The following is a 25856-nucleotide window of genomic DNA, read 5'->3' on the forward strand; positions in this document are numbered from 1 at the left end:
GACATCCGATCGGATCACGGGGTGAAACTCAGTCGGAGGGCGGCAGGAGGTCAGTCCCGGGTGCCGTCTGGCCGGTCAATTCGCGCCACATGCCTTGCAGAACCGTGTGATCGGGATTCGCAGCCAGCGCATCGCGGACCACCGGCCGGGCCGCCTGCGGGCCGCCCCGGGCGGCGGCGAGGCGCACCAGCATCATCCAGGCATCGACCTGCTGCGGGTCCAGGCGCACGACATCGCGAAACGCGCCCTCGGCGGCCGGAAAATTGCGCAGGGTCAACGCGACGCCCGCCATCTGCAGGTGGGTCTCGGGGAAATCCAGCCGGTTCGACATGGCCTGGCGCCACTCCGCAAGCCCGGCCTGCATGGCCGGGCGGTCGGTCTCCGGCAACCGGGTTTCGGGCGACAGAAGCAGCCCGCGCGCCGCGGCCATGCGTACCGTGCGCACCGTATCGCTCAGCAATGGGGCCAGCAGGCCGGCGCGATCCTCGGGCGGGGCAAGCCGCTGCAGCCCGATTGCGGCCGCACGCACGACGGGGTCGGGATCGGCGAGCAGCGGGGCCAGGCGTGCGGCGGTCGCGGGGCTGTTGGACTGCTCCAGCAGCCACAGCGCCGTGGCCCGCACGATCCCGGGCTGCGCGGTGTCCCCGGCCAGGTCGGCCAGGTCACTGGCGGCGCCAACGGGGTTGTCGCGGCCGGCGGCAAGGGCCAGGCCAAAATGCGGCCGCGTTTGCGACCCGTCCGGAAAGCGCTTGGCGATCTCGGCCGCGGCCCATTCGGCGGTTCGGTCCTGATGGCAATCCGTGCAGGCGTCGCTTGCGCCCGTCCGGTTGGTCAGGTCGGGGCGGGGGATGCGGAACGAGTGGTCGCGCCGCCAGTCATTGCCCATATAGACCCGCTGGGCCATGTGGCAGCTGACGCATTGCCCGCCCTCGCTGTCCGGCGGGTGGAACGTGTGTGCCGGGTCGTCATACACTGCGGGTTTCAGGTCGGGAAAGCGCGGGTTCGCGGCCGGGCTGTGGCACTGGGTGCAGACCGTGTTGCCCTGCGCGACGGGCTCGGCGTCGTGCGGCGTGTGGCAATCCACGCAGCCGACGCCGTTTGCATACATCTTGGATTGCAGGAACGAGCCGTAGACATAGACCTCATCCTGGATCTGCCCGTCGCCCTGGTAGAGCCCCGGCCGCAGCAGCGCGAGGTTGTAGGCGTCGTGAAAGGGCGTGCCCGGAAGCGGGTTGCCGTCGAGATGAGCCTCGCGCCGGGAATGGCAGGTGGCACATTGCTGGATCGCCGCCTCGGTGTCGCCGAAATCGACGGCGAAGCCGTAGTTCGGCGGCGGTGTTGTCGTGCCAGCGACATTGGCCCAGTCGACATGCGCGCGCCCCGGCCCGTGGCACGCCTCGCAGCCGACACCGATCTCGACCTGGGTGGATCGGTACAGCCCGGTCTGCGGGTCATGGTTCTTTTCAAACCCGGTGGCGTGACATTCCGCGCAGCGCGCGTTCCACGTCTTGTAGGGGCCGGTCCAGTGCAACCCGTCATCGGGCGGCAGGTCCTGATCCGGGTAGAGGTGGAACCAGCCGCCATTCTCGGTGTTCCAGACCACGTCGAAACTCTGCAGCCGTCCCGGTTCGGTCTCGAGCAGGTACTGCTGCAACGGCGCGATCCCGGCGACCGAGTGCACCGGATAGCGTGTGGTCCGGCCGTCCTGTTCGGTGACGGTCACGACATGCGCGCCGTCGGCGCCGCGCGAAAAGCGCGCGGTCATGCCGTCAAGTGTGAACTCGGTGTCGTCGAAATCGCCGAGGATGTTCTCGGACGTGGCCTCGGTCCAGGCCAGGGCATGATGCGAGCCGGCCCAGTCTTCGGCGGCCTCGGCATGGCAGAAGGTACAGGCCTGCGAGCCGAGATAGTCATCCTCGTCGGCCCCCTGCGCCAGTGCCGGAGTGATGAGCCAGGCCATCAGACCGGCAAGCAGGAGGGTGGGAAAGGGGCGCATCGTCATCCTCTGGCAGCGGCCGGCGGCGTGAATGGAAACAATTGCATTGTGCCGATCCAAGGGCAAGCGCCGGGATCGTGCGGCATCGCTTTGCGATGCAAGGTGACCCGGGCGGCCCCGTCTTTCCTTTGCGGTGGGCATTCGGGATGTGGCAATAGATCGTCAATGGACCCGCCCCAACCGACAGGAGAGACCCCGGATGATCTGCGCCTTCGACATCGGCGGTTCCAAGATCGCGGCCGCGCTGGTCGACGAAGATCTTTCGCCGCGGCCGCTGGGCCGGGTCGCGACTCCGACCACGGACTATCCCGCCTTTCTCGACGCGGTTCGGCGACTCGTGCCGCAGGCGGCGACGGCGGCGGCCTTGTCCGTCGCGGGGATCGTCGAGCCTGCGGCCGGCCGGGTCCGGGCGGCGAACATTCCCTGCCTGCAGGGCCGCGACGTGGCGGGTGATCTTTCGGCGCGACTGGGCAGGCCGGTACACCTGATCAACGACGCCAAGGCCTTTGCCCTGGCCGAGGCCCGCACCGGCGCGGGGCGCGGTCATGGTGCGGTGTTCGCGATCATCCTGGGCACCGGGGTCGGCGGCGCGCTCGTGCTGGATGGCCGGCTGCGTCACGGGGCGGGCGGATCGGCGGGGGAATGGGGCCACGGCCCGGCGGCGGCCACGCGCACCGGGCGGGCCTTGCCCCACCTCCCCTGCGGATGCGGGCAACCCGGATGCGTGGACCTGTTCGGCGGCGCGCGGGGGCTGGAGTTGCTCTATCGCACGGTGACGGGCCGTCGAAGCGACAGCAGAGCCATTCTGGGCGCCTGGCACGCGGGCGAGGCCGGGGCGGTGGAAACGCTGGATCTCTATCTCGATGTGACAGGCGGCGCGCTGGCGGGTGCGGTGAACCTTGTGGCGCCGGATGTGATCGTGGCGGGCGGCGGGCTGTCCGGCGATCCCGCGCTGGTCGACGCGGTGTCTCGGGAAATGCGCGCCCGGCTCCTTACCCCCGATCACGCACCGGCGCTGGTGCTCGCCAAAACCGGCCCCGACAGCGGCGTGATCGGCGCGGCGGCGCATGCGTTCGAGCGGATGGCGGCGACCTCGGGCGGGGCTGTCTGATGGCATTGCTGGAGATCTGCGTGGACAGCGTTGCGGGGCTGGAAGCCGCGGTAGCGGGCGGCGCCGATCGGATCGAGCTGTGCGCGGCGCTTGTGCTGGGCGGCCTGTCGCCGCCGCTGTCCCTGCTGCAGGCGGCCCGGCAGGTTCCGGTGCCGGTGCACGTGATGGTGCGCCCGCGCGCCGGGGACTTCCTCTATTCCGCTGCCGAACTGGCCGGGATGGCGGCGGAAATCGCGCAGGTTCGGCAGATGGGCCTGGCCGGTGCGGTGCTGGGTGCGGGATCCGGCGCGGGGCTCGACTGGCCCGCGCTCGAGCGTCTTTGCGCCGCGGCGCGCGGCCTGGATGTGACTCTGCACCGGGTCGTCGACCTGTTGCCGGACCGTCAGGGCATTCCGGGGCCGGCGCAGGCGCTGGGTGTCCGGCGGATCCTGACCTCGGGCGGTGCCGCAACCGCGATGGAGGGTATCGACGACATCGCCTGTCTGGTGCGGACCGCGCCGCCGGGTCTGTCGGTCATGCCGGGCGCGGGCGTCGATCCGGGCAATGTCGCGGAACTCGTGGCCCGGACCGGGGCCACCGAGATCCACGCCTCGGCCGCGGTCGCCGCGCCCGAGGAGAACCGCGATCTTCTGGCGTTGGGCTTTGCACCGGACATACGTCGCGCGCCCAAGGTCGAGAGCGTGCGCGCGCTCAAGGCGGCGTGCGGGTGAGGGCTGCGGCGCTCAGCAGGCAGCGGTAATGATGATCTCGACCTTCAGGTCGGGGCGGGCCAGTCTGGCCTCGCCGCAGGCCCGGGCCGGGGCATGGCCCTCGGGCACCCAGTCATCCCAGACCGCGTTCATCTCGGCGAAATCGGCCATGTCGGCCAGCCAGATCACCGCCTGAAGGATGTTTTCGCGGGACGAGCCCGCGCGCTCCAGCAGCGCGTCGACGCGGGACAGGCAATCGCGCGTCTGCGCCTCGACGCTGGCGCCTTCGCCGACCTGGCCGCAGAGATAGGCCACGCCGTTATGCTTGACGATCTTGCTCATCCGGGTGCCGGTCTCGATACGTTCGATCATCGGGGTCTCCTCTTCCGTGCAGGGGTCATTCAACCGGGTTTTGGCGTCCGCGCCCATCCTTTCGGCAGTAGTCCCGCAGTGCCGCCTTGGCAAGGTCGGACGGGTCAGGCGCCCTGCGTCGCGGCAGACAGGATGCGGCCGAGCTGTCGCGCGTCCAGGTCAACCGGGTTGGATTTCATCGACGACGCGCCCTGCGCTTCGCGCGCCCAGGCGGTGCGGGTCTCTCCGGCATCACCGGGATCGGGCAGATAGGGCAGGCCCTGCGCGTCGATCCACCGCTGGAACGCCGTCAGCGCGGTGTCGGCGCCGGTTCCGAAGGTATCCGCCAGCAAGTCGCACAGCCAGTCGATCCGTTCGACCGGCAGGCCGGCGACCAGCAGCGCGGCCCGGTTTTCGACCAGCGCCGGCACCAGCAGGCGGCCGCAGATCGCGCCATGCGCCAGCCCGGTGCGCCCGCCGATCACGCCGGCCAGCCCGTGAACCGCGCCCAGCCCGGCATTGGCCAGCGCGATGCCGCCGCACAGGCTGACATAGGCCATCTCGTCGCGCGCGCCGGGCTCGTCACCCTGCATCAGGCGGGTCAGCGCGGACAGGCCGCGCGGGATCGCGTCGCGGCAGATCGCGTCGGTCAGCGGGTTGGCGCGTTTGCTCAGATAGGGTTCGATCACCTGCGTCAGCGCGTCCAGCCCCGAGGCCAGCGTGACGTGCCGGGGGCAGCCGTCGGTCAGGGCGGGATCCACGATGGCAAGATCGGGGATCATGCGCGGATCGCGCAGCGACACCTTGCGCGCCGCCCCCGGCACGCCGATCACCGCGTTGCGGGTGGCCTCGGCCCCGGTCCCGGCGGTGCTGGGCAGGGCGAACACCGGCAGCGGATCCCGTTCCAGCGGCTGCCCGCGGCCGACCACTTCGAGATAGTCCAGCGGCGCACCCTCCTGCGGAAGCAGCGCCGCGACGGCCTTGGCCAGGTCGATGACCGACCCCCCGCCGATGGCAAGAACGACGGTCGGCCCAGCCTCCTGCGCCTGGCGCAGCGCGGTCTCCAGCTGCGGCAATGTGGGCTCGCCGGACCCCGACAGGACGGTGACTTTCGCGCCCTCGCGCTCCAGGTCGGCGATCAATTCATCGGCAAAGCCGCAGGACCGGCCGCGCACGACCAGCGGACGCTTGCCCCGGGCCAAGACCTCGGACACGGCGCGCCGGGCAGTGCCGCGCCCGAACAGAACATGACCCGGCAGGGTCAGAGTGAATTTGTCCATCCCGGGATCAGAACGCCTGCGCCGCGGCCACGGCGCGTTTCCAGGCGTCGTATTTCCGGGCGCGCTCGTCTTCGTCCATCTCCGGCGAGAAGCTGCGGTCCAGCGCCCAGGTCTCGGCGAACCCGTCCATGTCCGGATAGACCCCGGCGCGCTGTCCCGCCAGCCAGGCCGCGCCCATCGCGGTGGTCTCGAGCACCTGCGGGCGGTCGACCCCGGCGCCGATGATGTCCGACAGGAACTGCATCGCCCAGTCCGATGCACTCATGCCGCCATCGACGCGCAGCACCCGGTTGCCGCCCTCGGGCGTCCAGTCGGCATACATCGCCTCGAGCAGGTCGCGGGTCTGGTAGCCCACGCTTTCCAGCGCAGCGCGGGCGAATTCGGCGGGGCCGGAATTGCGCGTCAGGCCAAAGACGGCACCCCGGCACTCGGCGTTCCAGTAGGGTGCGCCCAGGCCGGTAAAGGCCGGCACCAGTACGACATTCTGGCCGTCATCGGCGGTCTCGGCCAGTGGCTGGGTCTCCTTGGCTTCGCGGATGATCCTGAGCCCGTCGCGCAGCCATTGAACCACGGCGCCGGCGATGAAGATGGACCCCTCGAGCGCGTAGGTCGGTTTGCCGTCCATCTGGTAGGCGATGGTGGTGAGCAGGCGGTTCCGCGACGCAACCGGCGTGTCGCCGGTGTTCAGCAGTGCGAAACAACCGGTGCCATAGGTCGATTTCAGCATGCCGGGTTGAAAACACGCCTGCCCGATGGTCGCGGCCTGCTGGTCGCCCGCAACGCCGAGGATCGGGATCTCGCCGCCGAACAGGTCCGCCCGCGTGTGGCCGAAATCGGCGGCGCAGTCGCGCACTTCGGGCAGAAGCGACATCGGCACGCCGAGCATCTTGCACATGGTGCTGCTCCAGCGGCCCTTGCGGATATCGTAAAGCATGGTGCGCGCGGCATTGGTGGCGTCGGTGACGTGCACGGCACCGCCGGTCAGGTTCCAGATCAGCCAGCTGTCGACGGTGCCGAACGCCAGTTCGCCGGCCTCGGCGCGGGCCCGGGCGCCTTCGACATTGTCGAGGATCCAGGCCACCTTTGTGGCGCTGAAATAGGGGTCGAGCAACAGCCCGGTGCGGTCGGTGACGGTGCTCTCTTGACCCTCGGATTTCAACCGCTGGCACATCTCGTGGGTGCGCCGATCTTGCCAGACGATGGCGTTGTGAATGGGCTTGCCGGTCTTGCGGTCCCAGATCAGGGTGGTCTCGCGTTGGTTGGTGATGCCGATCGCGGCGATGTCACCGGCCCGGGCGCCGGCCTTCTCCATCGCGGCGCGGCAGGTGGCGGCGGTGCTGCTCCACAGGTCCGAGGCGTCATGCTCGACCCAGCCGCTGGCAGGGTAGTGCTGCGTGAACTCCTCCTGCGCGACGGCGGCGATCTTCAACCCCTCGTCGAAAAGGATCGCGCGGCTGGACGTCGTGCCCTGATCGATGGCCAGAATGTAACCCATCTGTTGCCTCCCTGCGTGTCGTCGGAACCGGCCAGAGCATGGCCGGCCGGGTCATTGTCGGTCAATCCGGTGCGTTGATGTCAAATGGAAAAACGAAATCGGCCGGGGCCCGCGAAGGCCCCGGCCGGTGTCAGGCTTACTGCCAGGACTTGATTAGCTCGTCATAGGAGACGGTCTCGGGCTCCTCGTCCTCGTTCTCGAGCTTCGCCTTGGGCGAGCCGGGCTCGGAGAGCCATTCCTGCGGGTCACGCTCTTCGTTCAGCTTCGGACCGATATCGCCCTGGATACCCGCGCGCTCCAGCCGCGACAGGACGCTTTCCATGTCCTCGCAAAGCTGGTCCAGCGCGCCCTGCGGAGTCTTGGCGCCGGACATGGCGTCACCGATATTCTGCCACCACAGCTGCGCCAGCTTGGGATAGTCCGGCACGTTGGTGCCGGTCGGCGACCACGCTACCCGCGCGGGCGAGCGGTAGAATTCCACCAGGCCGCCGAGCTTGTCGGCGCGCTCGGTGAAGCTGTCGTGCTGGATCGTCGACTCGCGGATGAAGGTCAGGCCGACATGGCTTTTCTTCACGTCCACGGTCTTGGAGGTCACGAACTGCGCATAGAGCCACGCTGCCTTGGCGCGCTCGTCGGGGGTGGATTTCAGGATCGTCCAGGAACCCACGTCCTGGTAGCCGACCTTGGTGCCTTCGGTCCAGTAGACACCGTGCGGCGACGGCGCGAGTCGCCATTTCGGGGTGCCGTCCTCGTTCATCACCGTCTCCGACGCGACCAGCGGCGGCACGAAGGTGGTGTACATGAACATCTGCTGGGCGATCTGCCCCTGCGCCGGGATCGGGCCGGCCTCGGAGAAGGTCATGCCGGCAGCGGCCGGGGGCGCGTACTTGTCCAGCCATTCGATCGCCTTGGTCACCGCGTAGACCGCAGCGGGCGAGTTCGCCGCGCCGCCCCGGGCCACGCAGGCGCCCACGGGTTGCGAGTTCTCGTTCACCCGGATGCCCCATTCGTCGACCGGAAGGCCGTTGGGCTCGCCTTCGGATCCCATCCCGGCCATCGACATCCACGCATCGGTGTAGCGCCAGCCGAGCGAGGGGTCCTTCTTGCCGTAGTCCATGTTGCCGAAGACCTCGCCCTCGACCCCCAGATGCGACAGGTCGCGGCCGGTGAAGAACTCGGCGATGTCCTCGTAGGCCGACCAGTTGACCGGAACGCCCAGGTCGTAGCCATAGGCTTCCTTGAAATCGGCCTTGTTCTTCTCGTCGTTGAACCAGTCGTAGCGGAACCAGTAGAGGTTGGCGAACTGCTGGTCGGGCAGCTGGTAGAGATCGCCGTCCGGTGCGGTGGTGAACTGGATGCCGATGAAATCGTCCAGGTCCAGCGTCGGGCTGGTCACGTCGGCGCCGGTGCCTTCCATCCAGTCGGTCAGGCTGCGGGCCTGCTGGTAGCGCCAGTGGGTGCCGATCAGGTCGGAGTCGTTGACATAGGCGTCGTAGATGTTCTCGCCCGACTGCATCTGGGTCTGCAGCTTTTCGACCACGTCGCCCTCGCCGATCAGGTCGTGGGTGACCTGGATGCCGGTGATCGCGGTGAAGGCCGGGGCCAGCACCTGGCTTTCGTAGCTGTGGGTGTCGATGGTTTCCGACACCACCTTGATCTCCATCCCGGCAAATGGCTCTGCGGCATCGACGAAGAACTGCATCTCGGCTTCCTGGTCGGCGCGTGACAGCGTCGACATGTCGCCGATCTCGGAGTCGAGGAACGCGCGGGCCGCCTCCATGTCGGCGAATGCCGGCCCGGACAACAGGCCGAGCGCCATCGCGACCGCCGTTGTTGATTTCAGCTTCAAGTTCATAAGGTCCTCCCATTTATTGGAACTTGGCTTTGATTGATGGCGGCGCCCGGTCCGGATGCCGCCGTTGCGATCCCGATCACACCCAGCGGAACACCGCTGCGGCGTAGATCAGGCAGATGACCAGGGCGAAGGGTTGGTTCGCCCCGACAAGGCCCAGCCAGGCCAGGTTGATGAAGGCCGAGCCCAGAAGCGTGATGAACAACCGGTCGCCCCGGGTGGTCTCGATCCGCAGGATGCCGGTGCGCGGCGTCTCGGGGAACTTGATCGCCAGGATCGTGAAGGTGATCAGAAGCGACGCGATGACGATGAAGAAGATCGCCGTCGGCCAGGTCCATGCCATCCAGTCCATTGTTAATCCTCCGTCTTTTGCGGGTCAGACCCGACCCAGGGCAAAGCCCTTGGCGATGTAGTTGCGCACGAAATAGATCACCAGCGCGCCGGGCACGATGGTCAGGACGCCGGCGGCGGCCAGAACGCCCCAGTCGATCCCCGCGGCGCCCTGGGTGCGAGTCATGATCGCCGCGATGGGCTTGGCGTCAACCGTGGTCAGCGTCCGGCTCAGCAGCAGTTCGACCCACGAGAACATGAAGCAGAAGAACGCGGTCACGCCGATGCCCGAGGCGACCAGCGGCATGAAGATCTTCACGAAGAACCGGCCGAAGCTGTAGCCGTCGATAAAGGCGGTCTCGTCGATCTCCTTGGGCACGCCGCGCATGAACCCTTCGAGGATCCAGACCGCCAGCGGCACGTTGAAGAGCGTATGCGCGAGCGCCACCGCGATATGCGTGTCGAACAGGCCCACCGAGCTGTAGAGCTGGAAGAACGGCAGCGCGAACACCGCCGGCGGCGCCATGCGGTTGGTCAGCAGCCAGAAGAACAGGTGCTTGTCGCCCATGAAGTGATAGCGGCTGAACGCATAGGCCGCCGGCAACGCAACGGTCAGCGAGATCGCCGTGTTCATCACCACGTAGATCAGCGAGTTGACATAGCCCATGTACCAGGACGGATCGGTCAGGATCGTGCGGTAGTTGTCCAGGGTGAAGTTGTCGGGCCACAGCGTGAAATCGTTGAGGATCTCTGTGTTGGTCTTGAGGCTCATGTTCAAGAGCCAGTAGATCGGCAGCAGCAGGAACAGCAGGTAGAGCGTCATCACGACGGCCCGCGAATTCACCCGGGGCAGGGACAGGCCACGCGGCGCGGATTGATTGGCGGTCAGGTCGGCCATGACTCAGCCCTCCCTTTTGTCGAGGTTGGTCATCACGGTGTAGAACACCCATGAGATCAGCAGGATCACCAGGAAATACATGATCGAGAAGGCCGCCGCGGGGCCGAGGTCGAACTGCCCCAACGCCATCTTCACCAGATCGATGGACAGAAGCGTGGTGGCATTGCCCGGCCCGCCGCCGGTGACCACGAACGGCTCGGTATAGATCATGAAGCTGTCCATGAAGCGCAGCAGGACCGCGATCATCAGCACGCCCATCATCTTGGGCAGCTCGATGTAGCGGAACACCTTCCAGCGCGAGGCCTGGTCGATCTTGGCGGCCTGGTAGTAGGCCTCGGGGATCGACTTGAGCCCTGCATAGGCCAGCAGCGCCACCAGAGAGGTCCAGTGCCAGACATCCATCACCACGATGGTGATCCAGGCAGCCACGGTGTCCTGGGTGTAGTTGTAGTTGATGCCCAGCGCGTCGAGCGTGTGACCCAGCAGGCCGATATCGACCCGGCCGAAGATCTGCCAGATCGTGCCGACCACGTTCCACGGGATCAGCAGCGGCAGCGACATCAGCACCAGGCAGAAGCTGGACCAGAAGCCCGATTTGGGCATGTTCAGCGCCACGAAGATGCCCAAGGGCACCTCGATCGCCAGGATGATGCCCGAGAACATCAGCTGCCGGCCCAGCGCGTCCCACATCCGTTCCGAGGCCAGCATCTCCTCGAACCATTCCAGACCCGCCCAGAAGAACTGGTTGTTTCCGAACGTGTCCTGCACGGAATAGTTCACCACCGTCATCAGCGGGATCACCGCCGAGAAGGCGACCAGCAAAAGCACCGGCAGAACCAGGAACCAGGCCTTTTGATTGACCGTCTTTTCCATCACGCGGCCTCCCCCTTGATCCGCCAGTCGTCGGCATAAACATTGACCCGCTCGGGATCGAAGCTGACGCGGTTCATGTCGGCGCTGACCTGCTCGTCCTCGCCGGCTATGATGTTGATGTCGTGGCCGAAGAAATCGGCGCGGATGATCTTGTGGCGGCCCACGTCCTCGATCCGCCGGATCTTGACCGGCAGGCCCTCGGACTGGCTGAGCCGGGCGAATTCCGGCCGCACGCCGATCTCGACCTTGCCGTCCAGCGCGCCATAACCGCGGCCCAGCTCGACATAGGAGCCGTCGAGATAGGCGCGGGTGCCCTCGATCCGGGCCGGGATCACGTTCATGCCAGGCGAGCCGATGAAATATCCCACGAAGGTGTGCTCGGGCGTCTCGAACAGCTCCTGCGGGGTGCCGATCTGCACCACGCGCCCGTCATACATCACCACGACCTTGTCGGCGAAGGTCAGTGCCTCTGTCTGGTCATGGGTGACATAGATCATCGTGTGGCCGAATTCGTTGTGCAGCTTCTTGAGCTGGGTGCGCAGCTCCCATTTCATATGCGGGTCGATCACCGTCAGCGGCTCGTCGAACAGCAGCGCGTTGACGTCCTTGCGCACCATGCCGCGGCCCAGGCTGATCTTCTGCTTGGCATCGGCTGTCAGGCCGCGCGCCTTCTTGTTCAGCATGTCCTCCATGCCGATCATCCGGGCGATTTCCTGGACCCGGTCCGAGACATAGGCCTCGTCACGGCCGCGGTTGCGCAGCGGAAAGGCCAGGTTGTCGCGCACGGTCATGGTGTCGTAGACCACCGGGAACTGGAACACCTGCGCGATGTTGCGCTGGGCCGTGGCGGCGTTGGTCACGTCCTTGCCGTCGAACAGGATGCGGCCCTGGCTGGGCTGCAGCAGTCCCGAGATGATGTTCAGCAGCGTGGACTTACCACAACCCGAGGCGCCGAGCAGCGCATAGGCGGCGCCGTCCTCCCAGTCGTGGTTCAGTTCCTTGAGCGCGTAGTCGTCCTCGGACGCAGGGTTCGACAGGTAGGAATGCGCGAGATTGTCGAGCGTGATCTTGGCCATGTCCTCCCCCCTTTCAGGCAGCGGTTGCATAGGCGGCGGGGGCGATCAGCTGCCCGTCCTCGCCGAAGATGTAGACGTGTCGCGGGTCCAGCCAGACGGTCAGTTCCTCGCCCAGCGCGAGGTCCTGAACGCCGTGGATCAGGCCGACCCAGCGCTCGCCGTGGTGATCGAGATGCACGAAGGTCTCGGACCCGGTCAGCTCGGTGACGCTCAGCCGTGTCGTGAAGCCCATCGCGTCCGGCGTGTGGCGTTCGATCTCCAGGTGATTGGGACGGAAGCCGGCGGTGAAACGGCCGTCGGGCAGGCTGGCCAGCTTGCCGCTTGCCGGGGCCGACTGGCCGTCGCCGAACATCAGCTTGGAGCCGGTCTTGGCCACCTGCAGGAAGTTCATGGGCGGGTCGCTGAACACCCGCGCCGTGGTGGCGTCGACTGGCTGGCGGTAGACGTCAGGCGTGGGGCCAAACTGGGTGATGCGGCCCTCCCAGAGGGTTGCCGTGTTGCCGCCGAGCAGCAGCGCCTCTTCGGGTTCGGTCGTCGCATAGACGAAGATGGCGCCGGACGCCTCGAAGATCTTCGGGATCTCGACGCGCATCTCCTCGCGCAGCTTGTAGTCGAGATTGGCTAGCGGCTCGTCCAGCAGCACCAGCCCGGCATTCTTGACCAGCGCACGGGCGAGCGCGCAGCGCTGCTGCTGGCCGCCCGACAGTTCCAGCGGCTTGCGGTCCAGCATCGGCGTCAGCTGCATCATCTCGGCGGTTTCGCGCACGCGGCGGTCGATCTCGGCGCGGTCGGCACCCAAAAGCCGCATGGGCGAGGCGATGTTGTCGTAGACGCTCATCGAGGGGTAGTTGATGAATTGCTGATAGACCATCGCGACCTTGCGGTCCTGCACGCGCACCCCGGTCACGTCCTGCCCGTCCCAGATAATCTGTCCGGTGGCCGGCGCGTCCAGGCCCGCCATCAGGCGCATCAGCGAGGTCTTGCCCGACAGGGTCGGACCCAGCAGCACGTTCATCGTGCCCTTTTCCAGGGTCAGGTCAGTCGGGTGGATATGCGTCTGCCCGTCTACCGTCTTGGATACGCCCTTGAATTCAAGCGCCATCGGGTGTCCTCCTCATTCGGCGGCCGCGGGGGCCGAGTGGCTCCGGCTGGTCATCCAGCTGTCGAGCGCCGCGATTTCGTCCTTGCCGAGCCGGAGGCCCAGCTTGTTGCGCCGCCACACGACGTCTTCGGCGGTGCGGGCGTATTCGTTGTCCATCAGCCAGGCGACCTCGGCCTCGGTCAGGGTAGCGCCGAAATCGCGGCCCAGATCCCCGGCCGAGCGCGCCTTGCCCAGGATGCCGGCGGCCTCGGTTCCGTAGGCGCGCACCAGCCGGCGGGCCCAGAACTCGGTCAGATAGGGATGATCGCCGCGCAGGCGCTCGACCAGCGTATCGACCTCACCCACCTCGAAATCCCCGCCGGGCAGCGGTGCGCCGGCGGTCCACGATCCCGTCACGCCGGGCAGGTGCTCGGCCACCAGCTTGAGCGCGCTTTCGGCCAGCCGGCGATAGGTGGTGATCTTGCCGCCGAAGATGTTGAGGATCGGCGCGCCGCCCTCGGCTTCGACCTTGAGCGTGTAGTCGCGAGTCGCCGCCGTCGCGCTGCTGGCGCCGTCGTCATAGAGCGGCCGGACACCGGAATAGGTCCACACGATGTCATCGGTCGTCAGATCGCGGGCGAAGTAACGGTTGGCGAAGTCGATCAGGTATCGCTTTTCGCCCTCGGTGCAGACCGGCCTGACCGAGGGATCGTCATGTTCGGCGTCGGTGGTGCCGATCAGGGTGAAATCGGTCTCGTATGGGATCGAGAAGATGATCCGGCCATCGGTGCCCTGGAAGAAATAGCACTTGTCGTGGTCATAGAGGCGACGGGTGACGATGTGGCTGCCGCGCACCAGGCGCACGCCCTCGGTCGAGTTCAGCCGCACCTTTGTCTGGATGATGTCCCCGACCCAGGGGCCGCCGGCATTGATCAGCATGCGGGCGCGGTGGATGCACCGCTCGCCGTTTTCGGTATTTTTCGTTTCGATCCGCCACTCCGCGCCGTCCCGCTCGGCGGACAGGACTTGCGTGCGCGTCAGGATCCGCGCGCCCAACCGGTCCGCGTCGCGGGCGTTCAGCACCACCAGGCGGGAATCCTCGACCCAGCAGTCGGAATATTCGAAGGCCTTCTCGAATCGCGGCTCCAGCGGTGCGCCTTCGGGCGTGTCCTTGAGGTTCAGCGTCGAGGTGCCGGGCAGGATCTTGCGCCCGCCCAGATGGTCGTAGAGGAACAGGCCCGTGCGGATCAGCCAGGCCGGGCGCCGCCCTTTCATCCAGGGCATCACCAGGCTGAGCAGGCGGGATGTCGGGGTTTCGGACTCGAACCGCATATCTTTATGATAAGGCAGGACAAACCGCATCGGCCAGCTGATATGCGGCATCGCGCGCAGCAGGACCTCACGCTCGATCAGCGCCTCGCGGACCAGGCGGAACTCGAAATATTCCAGGTAGCGCAGGCCGCCGTGGAACAGCTTGGTCGAGGCCGAAGACGTGGCCGAGCCGAGATCGTTCATCTCGGCCAGCGTCACGCTCAACCCGCGGCCCGCGGCGTCGCGCGCGATGCCGCAGCCGTTGATGCCGCCACCGATGATGAACAGGTCGGTCGTGTCAGTGTTCTGCGGGTTCGCCACGCGCATCCTCCCCAGCGCATTTGCCTGACTATCTATGCAGATTCGCGAAACACTCCGCAACATCGCAATTTTCGTTTTTATTCGTTTTTGGGTAACGTGCTGAATTGATTTGCAAAGTTTTTTGACCCGCAGGCTTCCCCAACGTCACCCAGGAAAAAATACCAGGCGCAATGCCGGGCGACATGGCGAATTCCGCCCGCGGAGACGCGGGATTCGCCGGGATCTTGTCAGGTTGGATCTTTGGTGCGACCTTGGGCGAAACGAACCGAAAGCCCTGCATGTCCCAAACCTTTCGCCATCCGGAAATCCTCGAGATCGCGCGTCGCGAGGGCAAGGTAACGGTCGAGGGTCTGGCGGTGCATTTCGGCGTGACGCTGCAGACGATCCGGCGCGACCTGTCCGATCTGGCCGAGTCCGGGCGGCTGGAGCGGGTGCATGGCGGTGCGGTCCTGCCGTCGGGCACTACCAATATCGGCTATGAGGAGCGCCGGTCGCTCAACTCGGCGGCCAAGACGGCGATCGCCCGGGCTTGCGCGGCCCGGGTGCCAAACGACATTTCGCTGTTTCTCAACATCGGCACCAGCACCGAAGCAGTGGCGCAGGAGTTGCTGCACCACCGCAACCTGATGGTGGTGACCAACAACATGAACGTCGCCAACATCCTGGTCGCGAATCCCGATTGCGAGATCATCGTGACGGGCGGGCACCTGCGGCGGGCCGATGGCGGTCTGGTGGGCAACCTGGCCGCCGGCACGATCCGGCAGTTCAAGTTCGACCTTGCGGTGGTCGGATGTTCGGCGCTGGACAAGGACGGGGACCTGCTGGATTTCGACATCCAGGAAGTCGGTGTCAGCCAGGCGATCCTGAGGCAGTCGCGCAAGACCTTCCTGGTGGCGGACCACTCCAAGTTCACCCGCAGCGCCCCGGCGCGCATCGCGTCCCTGGCCGAGATCGACACGTTCTATACCGACCGGCCGCTGGCGTCTGACCTGGCGGCGCGCTGCGCGGACTGGAACACCGAAGTGTCGATCTCGCGGCCAGTCTGACGCGCCGGTCAGCTGCCGTCACGCGTCCGAGGACAGGCGGAGATCCGCAAAACCGCCGGTCCTGCGGATCAGTTCTGCATTGGGCAGGTCGTTGCGTTCGACGCGGGCGCGGGCCTCCGCCTCGGGCAGACCGGCGGTCAGCCAGCGCTCCGTGAGCCGGTCCTCGAGCTGCGACGGCGCGGCGTCGATCCAGATCGCCAGGTCCCACAGCGCGCGCAGATCGGACCAGGGTGCGGCGTCCAGAAGCAGGTAGTTGCCCTCAACCAGGACAAATTCGGTTTCGGCGGGCAGATAACCGGCCCCGGCGATGGCGATGTCGCGCTCCCGGTCGAAGATCGGAAAGACCAGCGGCTCGCCACTTGCCGCGCGGCGCATCAGGTGCACGAACCCCGCCGCGTCGAAGCTGTCCGGCGCGCCCTTGCGGTCCAGCAGGCCGCGCGCGCTGAGCAGGCTGTTGTCCAGGTGAAACCCGTCCATCGGCAGGACCTCGGCGCTGCTGTCCCGTCCGACCAGCCGGTCGCGCAGCAGGGCCGAAACGGTGGATTTTCCTGCAGCCGGCGGTCCGGCCAGCGCGACCATCTTGCGGGTCCCCTCCAATGCCAGCAAGGCCTCCAGCGCGGTGTCGGCAAGGTCTTCAGGCTGCAGCGTCATCTGGCGTCATCGCTCCGGTCATCAGGGCCACCGCATCGGACATCGATATGTCCTTGGGGTCAACGACCGTCAGTCGCTTGCCCAGCCGGTGAATGTGGATCCGGTCGGCGAGTTCGAACACGTGCGGCATGTTGTGGCTGATCAGGATGATCGGGATGCCGCGCGACTTCACGTCCTGGATCAGCTCCAGCACCCGTCGGCTCTCCTTGACGCCCAGGGCGGCGGTCGGTTCGTCCAGGATGATGACCTTGGAGCCGAAGGCGGCGGCGCGGGCGACGGCGACGCCCTGGCGTTGGCCGCCCGAAAGGGTTTCGACGGCCTGGTTGATGTTCTGGATCGTCATCAGCCCCAGCTCGGTCAGCTTGTCCCGCGCGAATTTCTGCATGGCGGCCGAGTCGAGCATCCGGAACCAGCTGCCCAGGATGCCCGGTTTGCGCAGCTCGCGCCCCATGAACATGTTGTCGGCGATCGACAGGGCCGGGCTGAGCGCCAGTTGTTGATAGACGGTCTCGATCCCCGCCTCGCGCGCGTCGTTCGGCGAGGTGAAGGCCACCTTCGCGCCTTCCAGCCAGACCTCGCCCTCGTCGGGCGCGACGGCGCCGGACACGGCCTTGATCAGGCTGGACTTGCCGGCGCCGTTATCACCGATGACGGCGAGGATCTCGCCGGGATAGAGGTCGAAATCGCAATGGTCGATGGCGGTCACATGGCCATAACGCTTGACCAGGTTCCGCGCGCTTAGAATGGGGTCCGTCATACCGTTGCCCTCCGGATCCACTGGTCGACGGCCACGGCCGCGATGATGAGAATGCCGATCAGCAGGTTGGTCCATTGCGGATCCGCCCCGGCCAGCCTGAGGCCCAGCGTGAACACGCCGACGATCAGCGCGCCGAACAGCGTGCCCAGGATCGAACCGCGCCCGCCGAACAGGGAAATACCGCCGATCACGACCGCGGTGATGCTCTCGATATTGGCCAGCTGTCCGGAGGTGGGCGAGACCGATCCGATGCGCCCGATCAGCGTCCAGCCGGCGAAGGCGCAAATGGTTCCCGCCAGCACGTAGACCGAGATCAGCGTGCCGCGCACGTTGACCCCCGACAGGGCCGCCGCCTCGGGGTCGTCGCCCACCGCATAGACGTGCCGGCCCCAGGCCGTGAAGCGCAGCGCGTAGGCCAGCACCACGGCCAGGATCAGCATGAACAGCACGCCGAATGTGAAGATCGCACCCCCGATTTCGACCCGGGTGCCGAAGAATTGCAGCAGCGGAGCGGCGGCCTCGATGTCCTGACTTCGAATGGTTTCGTTACGCGAATAGAGGAAGTTTCCGGCCAGGACCACCTGCCACATGCCCAGCGTGACGATGAAGGGCGGCAGCTTGACGATGGCCACCAGCACCCCGCTGACCAGCCCGCACAACGCTCCGCACAAGAGCCCGCTCATGACCGCGATGCCCGGCGGCAGGCCGTAGCGGAAGGTGAACTGCCCCATCACAACCGAGGACAGGACCATCACCGCGCCGACCGACAGGTCGATCCCGGCGGTCAGGATCACCAGAGACTGGGCCAGCGCCACGATGCCCACGATCTGCACCTGTTGCAGGATCAGGGTCAGCGCGAAGGGCGACAGGAAGCGCTGCCCGAGCAGAAGCCCGAACACGACGACCGCCGCGATGAGGACCATCAGCGGAACCAGCGACGGCGTGACGTGCAGGGCATGCTGCAGCCGGTGGCCAAGGGTGCGGCCCTGGCTGTCGAACTCGGCGACGGACTGGTCCCGGCTGGCCGAGCTTTCGTAGGATTCGGGCATGGTGGGCAGCTCCCTGCGCTGGGGTGGATCGGCCGCGCGCGGCACTGAATGTGGCGCGCGCGGCCAGTCTGCATCAGGATCGGGCCGGGGGCATCAGCCCCAGCAGAGCTCCAGCCCCTTCTCCGACGAGATCGACTCGACACCTTCGACCGGGGAGTCGGTGATCAGCGACACGCCGGTGTTGTAGAAGTCGAGACCCGGCGACGTTTCCGGCAGCGACCCGTCCTTGGCATAGTTGACGATGGCCTCGATGCCCAGCCGTGCCATGTCCAGCGGGTATTGCTGCGAGGTGGCGCCGATCACGCCTTCTGCCACGTTCTGCACGCCGGGACATCCGCCGTCGACCGACACGATCAGCACGTCGTTCTCGCGCCCGATCGCGCGCAGCGCCTCATAGGCACCCGCGGCCGCAGGCTCGTTGATCGTGTAGACGACGTTGACCATCGGATCCAGCGCCAGCAGGCTTTCCATGCCCTCGCGCCCGCCTTCCTCGGCGCCGTCGCTGACGTCGTGGCCGACGATCCTTGGGTCGTCCTCGTCACCCCAGCGGTTGGGGTCGCCCAGATCCACACCGAAACCCTCAAGGAAGCCCTGGTTGCGCAGGACGCCGACGGTCGGCTGGCTCTGGTTGATGTTCAGAAGCCCGATCTTGGCATCCGCCGCCGCGTCGCCCATCTGTCCCGCGGCCCATGCGCCGATCAGGCGGCCAGCCTCGTAATTGTCGGTCGCAAACGTCGCGTCGGCCGCGTCGGCGGGCGACAGCGGCGTGTCCAGCGCGATCACCAGGAGCCCGGCATCGCGCGCCTGTTGCACCGCCGGCGTGATCGACGATGTGTCGGAGGCCGTCAGCAGGATGCCCTTGGCGCCGCTGGCGATGCAGGTCTCGATGGCGGCGACCTGGGTTTCGTGGTCCCCGTCGAACTGGCCCGCGAAGGCCTGAAGCTCGACGCCCAGCTCTTCGGCGGCGGCGGTGGCGCCTTCGCGCATCTTCACGAAGAACGGGTTGGTGTCCGTCTTTGTGATGAGGCAGGCGGATATGTCGCCATGCGACCCGGCCATTGCCGTGCCTGCGGTGCCCAGTGCGATTGCGCTGCCCATGAGCGCGAGCTTTGTCATCTTGATCATGCGTTCCTCCAACATGTCTGCAAGCCCTCCCGACCTGCGAAGAGCAGGCCCGTGCGGGCCCGACTGGGCGGAGTCATGCAGATCATCCGTGGCCGAGTCAATAAATAACTTCCAGAGAGTTAATTATTGACGGGAAGCTTGCCACGCAGGATAAGGTCGGCACAGTGAGGTCATGAACATGACAAAGGATACCGGGCACGAAGCCGCCGATCCGTTCTCGGGCGCGGGAACGAACCAGTCGGGGATGCGTGAAAGCAACGAGCGCCTGGTGCTGAGCCTGCTGCGCCGCGAAGGCGGCTTGGCCAAGGCCGGGATCGCCCGCAAGACCGGCCTGTCCGCCCAGACGGTTTCGCGCCTGATCGGCACGTTGGAGGGCGAGGGTCTGATCCGTCGGGGAGACCCGCAACGGGGGCGGGTGGGGCAGCCTTCGGTGCCCATGTCGCTGGCGCCGACGGGGGCCTATTTCCTCGGGCTCAAGGTCGGGCGCCGGCTGGTGGAGGTGGTACTGACCGACTTCACCGGGCAGATCGTCGACCGGGTACAGCAGATGCACGACTACCCGCAGTTCGACAGCATCCTGAATTTTGCCGTGGCGTCCATCAACCGTTTGACCGAGCGCATGCCTCCGCAGCGGCGCGATCGGGTGGCAGGGCTGGGCATCGCCATGCCGTTTCACCTGTGGAACTGGGCGGCGTCCATCGGCGTGTCGCCCGACCGGATGGCCAATTGGCGCACACGGGATTTGCAGGCGGAACTGTCGGCCCGGCTGGAAATTCCAGTGTTCCTGCAGAACGATGCCACCGCGGCATGCAGCGCCGAGCTGGTGTTCGGCAGTGCCGAATTGCCGGAGAATTTCCTCAGCATCTATATTGCCTTCTTTGTCGGCGGTGGGCTGGTGTTGCGCGGGTCGCTGTTTTCCGGTGCAACGGGGAATGCGGCGGGGTTGGGCCCGCTGCTGGTGCCGGATCTGGATGGCGAGATGCGGCCCCTGATCGACCTGGCGTCGCTGGTGACGCTGGAGACTCGGATGCTGGACCAGGGCTGCGACGCAAGGCAGATCTGGGAACGGCCGGAGGGGTGGGACATCCCGTCCCGCATTCTGGATGACTGGGTGGACCGTTCGGCGAATGCGCTTGCCTATGCCGTGCGGGCCAGTCAGACGCTGCTGGATCTGGATGCCGTCCTTGTCGACGGATGGCTGCCGCGGGCGGTGCTCGAGGATCTGCACGCACGCATAGGCGATGCGGTCGGCCGCATCGACATGCGCGGCATGACCGTGCCGCAGATCATCGCGGGAACCGTCGGGCCGGACGCCCGCGCGCTGGGTGCGGCCAGCCTGCCGCTCAGCGCGCGCTTTCTGAAAGGCTGAGGCGGCCCGCGCCTCCTTAAAGACGCTGACTCCTGGTCCCGCCAGGGTTGCGCGTCCCCCGGATTCTGTGGACTTTCTGTCAGCTGATGTGAATTCTTGTTGTAAAGCCCTCGGAGGAGTGCTGATATTTTCCGCAGAACAGAGGAGCGGGAGACCGATGGGAGCCTGCGCGGAAACCGAACGGGTTCAGCAGCCTGTCGCGCCGAGGCGCGGATGGTGGCCTCTGTCCGTGTCCGATGAGTTCGAAGAAAACATTCGCTCTCCGGCGCAAGGTGGCCGGTGATGCCGGATCACGGGGCCATCGCCGAACAGATCGCGGCGCTTCCGATCTGCTGGGACAAAAAGGGCCGGTTGCGCGTGCTCATGGTCACCTCGCGGGACACCGGCCGTTGGGTCATGCCCAAAGGGTGGCGGATGGATGGCAAGAGCCCCTGGCGCGCCGCCAAGATCGAAGCCCTGGAGGAAGCCGGCGCCGTCGGGTCGATCTCGGACCAGGCGATCGGAAGCTATCACTACATCAAGCGGCTGCGCCACGGCGAGGCGCTTCCTTGCCGGGTCGTCGTCTATCCGATGGTTGTCGATCGGCTCAAACGGCGCTGGAAGGAGCGCGGCGAGCGCAAGCGGCGGTGGTTTCCGCCCCGGCGGGCCGCCCGGCTGGTGGATGAGCGCGAACTGTCTACGCTGCTCGCCGGGCTCGAGGACATGGTGCGTGGCGGCACGATCATCGGCGCGCGGCGCAAGGCATCCTGAGCAAGCGGACATCCGGCCTGAAGGGCCGGGGGAGTATTCATGGGAGGAGAAGAAATGAACAGATTGAAAGCAACACTCGCAGGCTCGGTGATCGCGCTTGCGGCCTCGGTCACGGCGTCCCAGGCGGAAAAGCTGACCCTGTATTGCAGCGCGCAGGAGGACTGGTGCCAGCTGATGGCGCGCAGTTTCGAGGACGCCACCGGCATCGACGTCAACATGACGCGCAAGTCGTCGGGCGAGACCTTCGCCCAGATCCGCGCCGAGTCCGCGAACCCGAAAGGCGACGTGTGGTGGGGCGGCACCGGCGATCCGCATCTTCAGGCCGCCGAAGAGGGGCTGACCGAGGAATATGTCTCGCCCATGCGCGACCAGCTGCACGACTGGGCGATCAGCCAGGCCGAAAGTGCCGGCAACCGCACCATCGGCATCTATTCGGGTGCGCTGGGCTATGGCTACAATTCCGAGCTGCTGGCCGCCAACGACCTGCCCGAACCGGGCTGCTGGAAGGACCTGCTGAAGCCCGAATACAAGGGCCATGTGCAGATGGCCAATCCCAACTCGTCGGGCACCGCCTATACGACGCTGGCCTCGATGGTGCAGATCTTCGGCGAGGACGAGGGTTTCGAGTTCATGAAGGGCCTGCACAAGAACATCAACCAGTACACCAAGTCGGGATCGGCCCCGATCAAGGCCGCCGGCCGTGGCGAGAACACGATCGGCATCGTGTTCATGCATGACGCGGTGAAACAGGCGGTGTCGGGCTTCCCGATCAAGGTGGTCGCGCCATGCGAGGGCACCGGCTATGAGATCGGTTCGATGTCGATCGTCAAGGGCGCCCGGAACATGGACGAGGCCCAGAAATTCTATGACTGGGCGCTGAGCGCCGAGGCGCAGAACCTCGCGCTCGAGGTCAATGCCTTCCAGGTGCCGTCCAACACCGGCGCCGAGACCTCGCCCTCGGCACCTGACATGAGCCAGATCAAGCTGATCGACTACGACTTCAAGAAATACGGCTCGTCCGACGAGCGCAAGCGGCTGTTGCAGAAGTGGGACGAAGAGGTCTCGGTCCTGCCGCAATAGGCCGTGGAGACGGGCTTGCAAGGCAATACAGCGCGCCCCGGGCTTGACCCGGGGCCTCGCCCCGGCGGTGGGGTCCCGGGTCAAGCCCGGGGCGCGGTTCGCCCGGCGGTCCTGATCTTCTGGATCGTCGTCGGGTGGGTCGGCTTCTGCCTGCTGCCCTGGTATGGGGTCGAGGACGGGTTGTTCTCGTTCCGGTGGCTGGTTGACGGCTACCCGTTCGACGAGGACTATGCCCCGGCGCTGTTCCTGATCGGGCAGGGGGAGAAACTGTGGCTTGCGCCGCTCTCGATCCCGCTGGCACTGCCGTTGCTTGCCTTGGGACGGGCGAAATCCGATCCCGCCTTTGCCCGCATCCTGATCCTGTCCGGTGCGTTGGGCTTTGCCTGGCTGATCGCGCAGGGGTTCGGCATCGGTATCCGGGGCTTCAGCTATGCCTGGATGAACGCGCTGTTCGGCGAGCTGGGCGACCGGCAGTTCGGCATGGGCTATGGCGCAATGCTCTGCGCCACCGCGTTCCTGTTCCTGCTGACCCAGGGCATCGCCGCGCGGGGCGCGGTCAACGGCGATGTCTTCGTCGTCAGTGCCATTGGCGGTGTGATCGTGATCGTGACCGCCTTTGTCTTCTTCCCCATCGCCAAGATGCTGTTTGCCGCCTTCGTCACCGAGGAGGGCGGCTACTCCATCCGGGTCTTCACCTCGAAATTCTTCGACGATCGGCTCTGGGGTCTGGCCTGCCTGTCCGGCGGGCGCTGCGGTGCGGCCTGGAATTCGCTGTTCCTGGCGGTGGCCGTGGGGTTCATCACGACGCTGCTGGGCCTTGCCTTTGCGCTGGTGGCCACCCGGTCGGGCTTCCGGTTCAAGCGCGCGTTGCGGGCGCTGACCGTGCTGCCGATCATCACGCCGCCCTTCGTCATCGGGCTCGCGCTGATCCTGCTCTTCGGGCTGTCGGGTTCGGTGACCGTGTTCATCGCCGACCTGTTCGGCGTTCAGCCGACGCGCTGGCTCTATGGTCTGCCGGGGGTTCTGATCGCACAGACGCTGGCCTTTACCCCGATCGCCTTCCTTGTCCTGATCGGCGTGGTCGAAGGCGTCAGCCCCTCGATGGAGGAGGCCGCCCAGACCCTGCGCGCAAACCGATGGCAGACCTTCCGCACCGTGTCTTTGCCGCTGATGCGCCCCGGACTGGCCAATGCCTTCCTGCTGGGCTTCATCGAGAGCATGGCCGATTTCGGCAACCCGCTGGTGCTGGGCGGCAATTTCGACGTGCTGTCGACCGAGATCTTTTTCGCCATCGTCGGCGCGCAATACGATCAGGGGCGGGCCGCGGTCCTGGCGATGGTGCTGCTGTTCTTCACCCTATCGGCCTTCTACGCGCAGCGCGCCTGGCTGGGAAAGAAGAGTTATACCACCGTGTCCGGCAAGGGCGATGCCGGCGTGCACCCGCTGATGCCGGTCGGGCTGGCCCTGCCGGTGCTCTGCATTGCGCTGGCCTGGGCGCTGTTCACCGCGGTGGTGTATGTCATGATCCTCTACGGCAGCCTGGTCGAGCTCTGGGGCGTCAACAACACCCTGACCTTCAAGCACTACGTCACCGCGTTCTCGGTCCGGTTCGAGGCCGAGGGCATCCGCTGGAGCGGCGCCGCCTGGGACAGTTTCTGGACCACGATCACCATCGCCGCCATCGCCGCGCCGCTGACCGCCGCGGTCGGGCTGGTGACGGCATACCTGCTCACGCGGCAGAGCTTTGCCGGCAAGAATGCCTTTGAATTCGGCACCATGCTCAGCTTTGCCATCCCCGGCACCGTGATCGGCGTCAGCTATATCCTGGCCTTCAACGTGCCGCCCATCGAGATCACCGGAACCGGCATCATCCTCGTCGTCAGCTTCATCTTCCGCAACATGCCCGTGGGGGTGCGCGCCGGCATCGCCTCGATGAGCCAGCTGGACCGCTCGCTGGACGAAAGCTCGCTGACGCTGGGGGCGAATTCCTGGCAGACCTTCCGGCGGGTGATCCTGCCGCTGCTGCGCCCGGCGATCCTGGCCGCGCTGGTCTACAGCTTCGTGCGCGCGATGACCGCGATTTCGGCGGTGATTTTCCTGGTGTCGGCCGAATACGACATGGCGACGAGCTATATCATCGGGCGGGTCGAGAACAACGACTATGGCCTGGCCATCGCCTATTCGACAACGCTGATCCTGGTCATGCTGGCCGCCGTCGGCCTGTTGCAGCTGCTCGTGGGCCGGGTGCAGATCGGGCGGCGGACCCAGCCATCGAAGGGAATTTCCACATGAGCAAGGCAAAGCTGGGCTCCAAGGCCGCGCCGGTGCGGTTCGAGGGGGTGTCGAAGGTCTTCGGCAAGGACGTGGTGGCGGTGGACAATATCGACCTGCATGTCGAGGCCGGGCGGCTTGTCACGCTGCTGGGGCCGTCGGGCTGCGGCAAGACCACGACGCTGCGAATGATCGCCGGGCTGGAAATGGCCAGTGCCGGGCGCATCCTGATCGGGGACACCGATGTCACGCGCCTGCCGGCCACCGACCGCGACGTGTCGATGGTGTTCCAGTCCTATGCGCTGTTTCCGCATATGAGCGTGCTGGAGAACGTCATGTACGGCCTGACCTTTTCCGGCTTCGGCAAGGACGAGGCGCGCGCGCGGGCGTTGCAGGGGTTGGATCTGGTCGGGCTCAAGGGCTTCGACAACCGTCTGCCCAGCGAGCTGTCCGGCGGACAGCAGCAGCGGGTCGCGGTGGCCCGGGCGCTGGTGCTCGAGCCTCAGGTGCTGCTGTTCGACGAGCCCTTGTCGAATCTCGACGCCAAGCTGCGCCGCCAGGTGCGCGAGGACATCCGCGCGATCCAGAAGGATCTCGGCCTGACCGTCGTCTATGTCACCCATGACCAGGAAGAGGCGCTGGCGGTGTCCGACGAGATCGTGGTGATGCGCAATGCCGGTATCGCCCAGATGGGCAGCCCGCGCGAGCTCTACGACGCGCCCAACGACCGGTTCGTGGCGGATTTCATCGGCGAAGCCAACCTGATCGCCTGCGAAATCGTCGCCGTCGAGGACGACCGCGCGACGATCGAGATCGAGGGCTATCGCCACGATCTGCCCGCCCGCGGCCTGCCGCCCGGTCCGGCGACCCTGGCGGTGCGGCCGTCGCGCCTGCTGATCGGTGCATCACGGGGCATCCGGGCCACCGTCATCAAGGCAACCTATGTGGGGGTCCGGATGGAATACACGCTCGAAGGCGCGTTCGGGCAGGTATTTGCCGTGCAGGAGGATGTGGACGATCCGCTGGCGGTCGGCACGGAGGTGCTGATGTCCTTTGCCGAAAAGGGCCCGGTGCTGCTGCCGGAAAGCTGACCG

At 66.5% G+C, this 25856-nt stretch carries 23 protein-coding genes; 8 read left to right on the forward strand and 15 right to left on the reverse strand.

Annotation, left to right across the window (positions count from 1 at the left end):
- Positions 1 to 28: 28 nt before the first annotated feature.
- A complete protein-coding gene (locus BMX57_RS15675) occupies positions 29 to 1996 on the reverse strand; it encodes a cytochrome c3 family protein (RefSeq protein WP_308419744.1) in 1968 nt (655 codons plus the stop codon).
- A 199-nt stretch (positions 1997 to 2195) separates the two neighbouring features.
- Here BMX57_RS15675 and BMX57_RS15680 point away from each other — a divergent pair, with 199 nt between their 5' ends.
- Together BMX57_RS15680 and BMX57_RS15685 are read left to right on the forward strand one after the other, a co-directional pair.
- Positions 2196 to 3107, forward strand: a complete 912-nt coding sequence (locus tag BMX57_RS15680) for an ROK family protein (protein WP_092369199.1) — start codon at positions 2196 to 2198, stop codon at positions 3105 to 3107.
- Positions 3107 to 3817, forward strand: coding sequence for a copper homeostasis protein CutC (locus BMX57_RS15685; RefSeq protein WP_092369202.1), 711 nt, complete (start codon positions 3107 to 3109; stop codon positions 3815 to 3817). Before BMX57_RS15680 ends, BMX57_RS15685 begins: the two co-directional genes overlap by 1 nt.
- A gap of 12 nt (positions 3818 to 3829) precedes the next feature.
- On the opposite strand, the gene BMX57_RS15690 is transcribed toward BMX57_RS15685, so the two are convergent.
- The 10 genes from BMX57_RS15690 to glpD all read right to left on the reverse strand — a co-directional run bounded on the left by BMX57_RS15690 (position 3830) and on the right by glpD (position 14670).
- Positions 3830 to 4168 carry a RidA family protein gene (locus BMX57_RS15690; protein ID WP_092369339.1) on the reverse strand — a complete coding sequence of 113 codons (339 nt, stop codon included), beginning with the start codon at positions 4166 to 4168 and terminating at the stop codon, positions 3830 to 3832.
- Between the two features lie 104 nt (positions 4169 to 4272).
- On the reverse strand, positions 4273 to 5427 hold the full coding sequence (locus BMX57_RS15695; RefSeq protein WP_092369205.1) for an iron-containing alcohol dehydrogenase: 1155 nt from the start codon (positions 5425 to 5427) through the stop codon (positions 4273 to 4275).
- A gap of 7 nt (positions 5428 to 5434) precedes the next feature.
- Positions 5435 to 6922 carry a glycerol kinase GlpK gene (gene glpK, locus BMX57_RS15700; protein ID WP_092369208.1) on the reverse strand — a complete coding sequence of 496 codons (1488 nt, stop codon included), beginning with the start codon at positions 6920 to 6922 and terminating at the stop codon, positions 5435 to 5437.
- A gap of 136 nt (positions 6923 to 7058) precedes the next feature.
- A complete protein-coding gene (locus BMX57_RS15705; RefSeq protein WP_092369211.1) occupies positions 7059 to 8777 on the reverse strand; it encodes an ABC transporter substrate-binding protein in 1719 nt (572 codons plus the stop codon).
- 76 nt (positions 8778 to 8853) lie between these two features.
- Positions 8854 to 9126 carry a DUF2160 domain-containing protein gene (locus BMX57_RS15710; RefSeq protein WP_092369214.1) on the reverse strand — a complete coding sequence of 91 codons (273 nt, stop codon included), beginning with the start codon at positions 9124 to 9126 and terminating at the stop codon, positions 8854 to 8856.
- Positions 9127 to 9150: 24 nt separating this feature from the next.
- Complete coding sequence (locus BMX57_RS15715; RefSeq protein ID WP_092369217.1) at positions 9151 to 10002, reverse strand: carbohydrate ABC transporter permease; 852 nt, start codon at positions 10000 to 10002, stop codon at positions 9151 to 9153.
- Positions 10003 to 10005: 3 nt separating this feature from the next.
- Positions 10006 to 10875, reverse strand: coding sequence for a carbohydrate ABC transporter permease (locus tag BMX57_RS15720; RefSeq protein WP_092369220.1), 870 nt, complete (start codon positions 10873 to 10875; stop codon positions 10006 to 10008).
- Positions 10875 to 11951 (reverse strand): ABC transporter ATP-binding protein, encoded by a 1077-nt coding sequence (locus BMX57_RS15725; RefSeq protein WP_092369223.1) that lies wholly within the window; start codon positions 11949 to 11951, stop codon positions 10875 to 10877. Before BMX57_RS15725 ends, BMX57_RS15720 begins: the two co-directional genes overlap by 1 nt.
- 13 nt (positions 11952 to 11964) lie before the next feature.
- Positions 11965 to 13053: an ABC transporter ATP-binding protein gene (locus BMX57_RS15730; protein WP_092369226.1), complete on the reverse strand. Its 1089-nt coding sequence runs from the start codon at positions 13051 to 13053 to the stop codon at positions 11965 to 11967.
- A gap of 12 nt (positions 13054 to 13065) precedes the next feature.
- Positions 13066 to 14670 carry a glycerol-3-phosphate dehydrogenase gene (gene glpD / locus BMX57_RS15735; protein ID WP_092369229.1) on the reverse strand — a complete coding sequence of 535 codons (1605 nt, stop codon included), beginning with the start codon at positions 14668 to 14670 and terminating at the stop codon, positions 13066 to 13068.
- A gap of 272 nt (positions 14671 to 14942) precedes the next feature.
- On the opposite strand from glpD, the gene BMX57_RS15740 reads away from it, so the two are divergent.
- On the forward strand, positions 14943 to 15710 hold the full coding sequence (locus tag BMX57_RS15740; protein ID WP_092369342.1) for a DeoR/GlpR family DNA-binding transcription regulator: 768 nt from the start codon (positions 14943 to 14945) through the stop codon (positions 15708 to 15710).
- A gap of 18 nt (positions 15711 to 15728) precedes the next feature.
- Here the strand turns inward: BMX57_RS15740 and BMX57_RS15745 are convergent, their stop codons facing one another.
- From BMX57_RS15745 to BMX57_RS15760, 4 genes are all read right to left on the reverse strand, one after another.
- A complete protein-coding gene (locus BMX57_RS15745) occupies positions 15729 to 16361 on the reverse strand; it encodes a nucleoside/nucleotide kinase family protein (RefSeq protein ID WP_092369232.1) in 633 nt (210 codons plus the stop codon).
- Positions 16345 to 17118 (reverse strand): ATP-binding cassette domain-containing protein, encoded by a 774-nt coding sequence (locus tag BMX57_RS15750; RefSeq protein ID WP_092369235.1) that lies wholly within the window; start codon positions 17116 to 17118, stop codon positions 16345 to 16347. The genes BMX57_RS15745 and BMX57_RS15750 overlap by 17 nt, the downstream gene beginning before the upstream one ends.
- Positions 17115 to 18167 carry an ABC transporter permease gene (locus tag BMX57_RS15755; RefSeq protein ID WP_092369238.1) on the reverse strand — a complete coding sequence of 351 codons (1053 nt, stop codon included), beginning with the start codon at positions 18165 to 18167 and terminating at the stop codon, positions 17115 to 17117. Before BMX57_RS15755 ends, BMX57_RS15750 begins: the two co-directional genes overlap by 4 nt.
- Before the next feature lie 93 nt (positions 18168 to 18260).
- Positions 18261 to 19292, reverse strand: a complete 1032-nt coding sequence (locus tag BMX57_RS15760; protein ID WP_092369345.1) for a sugar ABC transporter substrate-binding protein — start codon at positions 19290 to 19292, stop codon at positions 18261 to 18263.
- A 178-nt stretch (positions 19293 to 19470) separates the two neighbouring features.
- On the opposite strand from BMX57_RS15760, the gene BMX57_RS15765 reads away from it, so the two are divergent.
- From BMX57_RS15765 to BMX57_RS15785, 5 genes are all read left to right on the forward strand, one after another.
- The gene (locus tag BMX57_RS15765) at positions 19471 to 20661 is read left to right on the forward strand and encodes an ROK family transcriptional regulator (protein WP_229724266.1); all 1191 of its coding nucleotides are present in this window, start codon (positions 19471 to 19473) and stop codon (positions 20659 to 20661) included.
- A gap of 282 nt (positions 20662 to 20943) precedes the next feature.
- Positions 20944 to 21411 (forward strand): NUDIX hydrolase, encoded by a 468-nt coding sequence (locus BMX57_RS15770; protein ID WP_092369241.1) that lies wholly within the window; start codon positions 20944 to 20946, stop codon positions 21409 to 21411.
- A gap of 54 nt (positions 21412 to 21465) precedes the next feature.
- A complete protein-coding gene (locus tag BMX57_RS15775; RefSeq protein WP_092369244.1) occupies positions 21466 to 22491 on the forward strand; it encodes an ABC transporter substrate-binding protein in 1026 nt (341 codons plus the stop codon).
- A gap of 111 nt (positions 22492 to 22602) precedes the next feature.
- Positions 22603 to 24783 carry an ABC transporter permease gene (locus tag BMX57_RS15780; protein WP_177175480.1) on the forward strand — a complete coding sequence of 727 codons (2181 nt, stop codon included), beginning with the start codon at positions 22603 to 22605 and terminating at the stop codon, positions 24781 to 24783.
- Positions 24780 to 25853, forward strand: coding sequence for an ABC transporter ATP-binding protein (locus BMX57_RS15785; protein ID WP_092369247.1), 1074 nt, complete (start codon positions 24780 to 24782; stop codon positions 25851 to 25853). The genes BMX57_RS15780 and BMX57_RS15785 overlap by 4 nt, the downstream gene beginning before the upstream one ends.
- Positions 25854 to 25856: the final 3 nt, after the last annotated feature.

Origin of the sequence: Cribrihabitans marinus, assembly GCF_900109035.1 — a bacterium.
Classification (GTDB): domain Bacteria; phylum Pseudomonadota; class Alphaproteobacteria; order Rhodobacterales; family Rhodobacteraceae; genus Cribrihabitans; species Cribrihabitans marinus.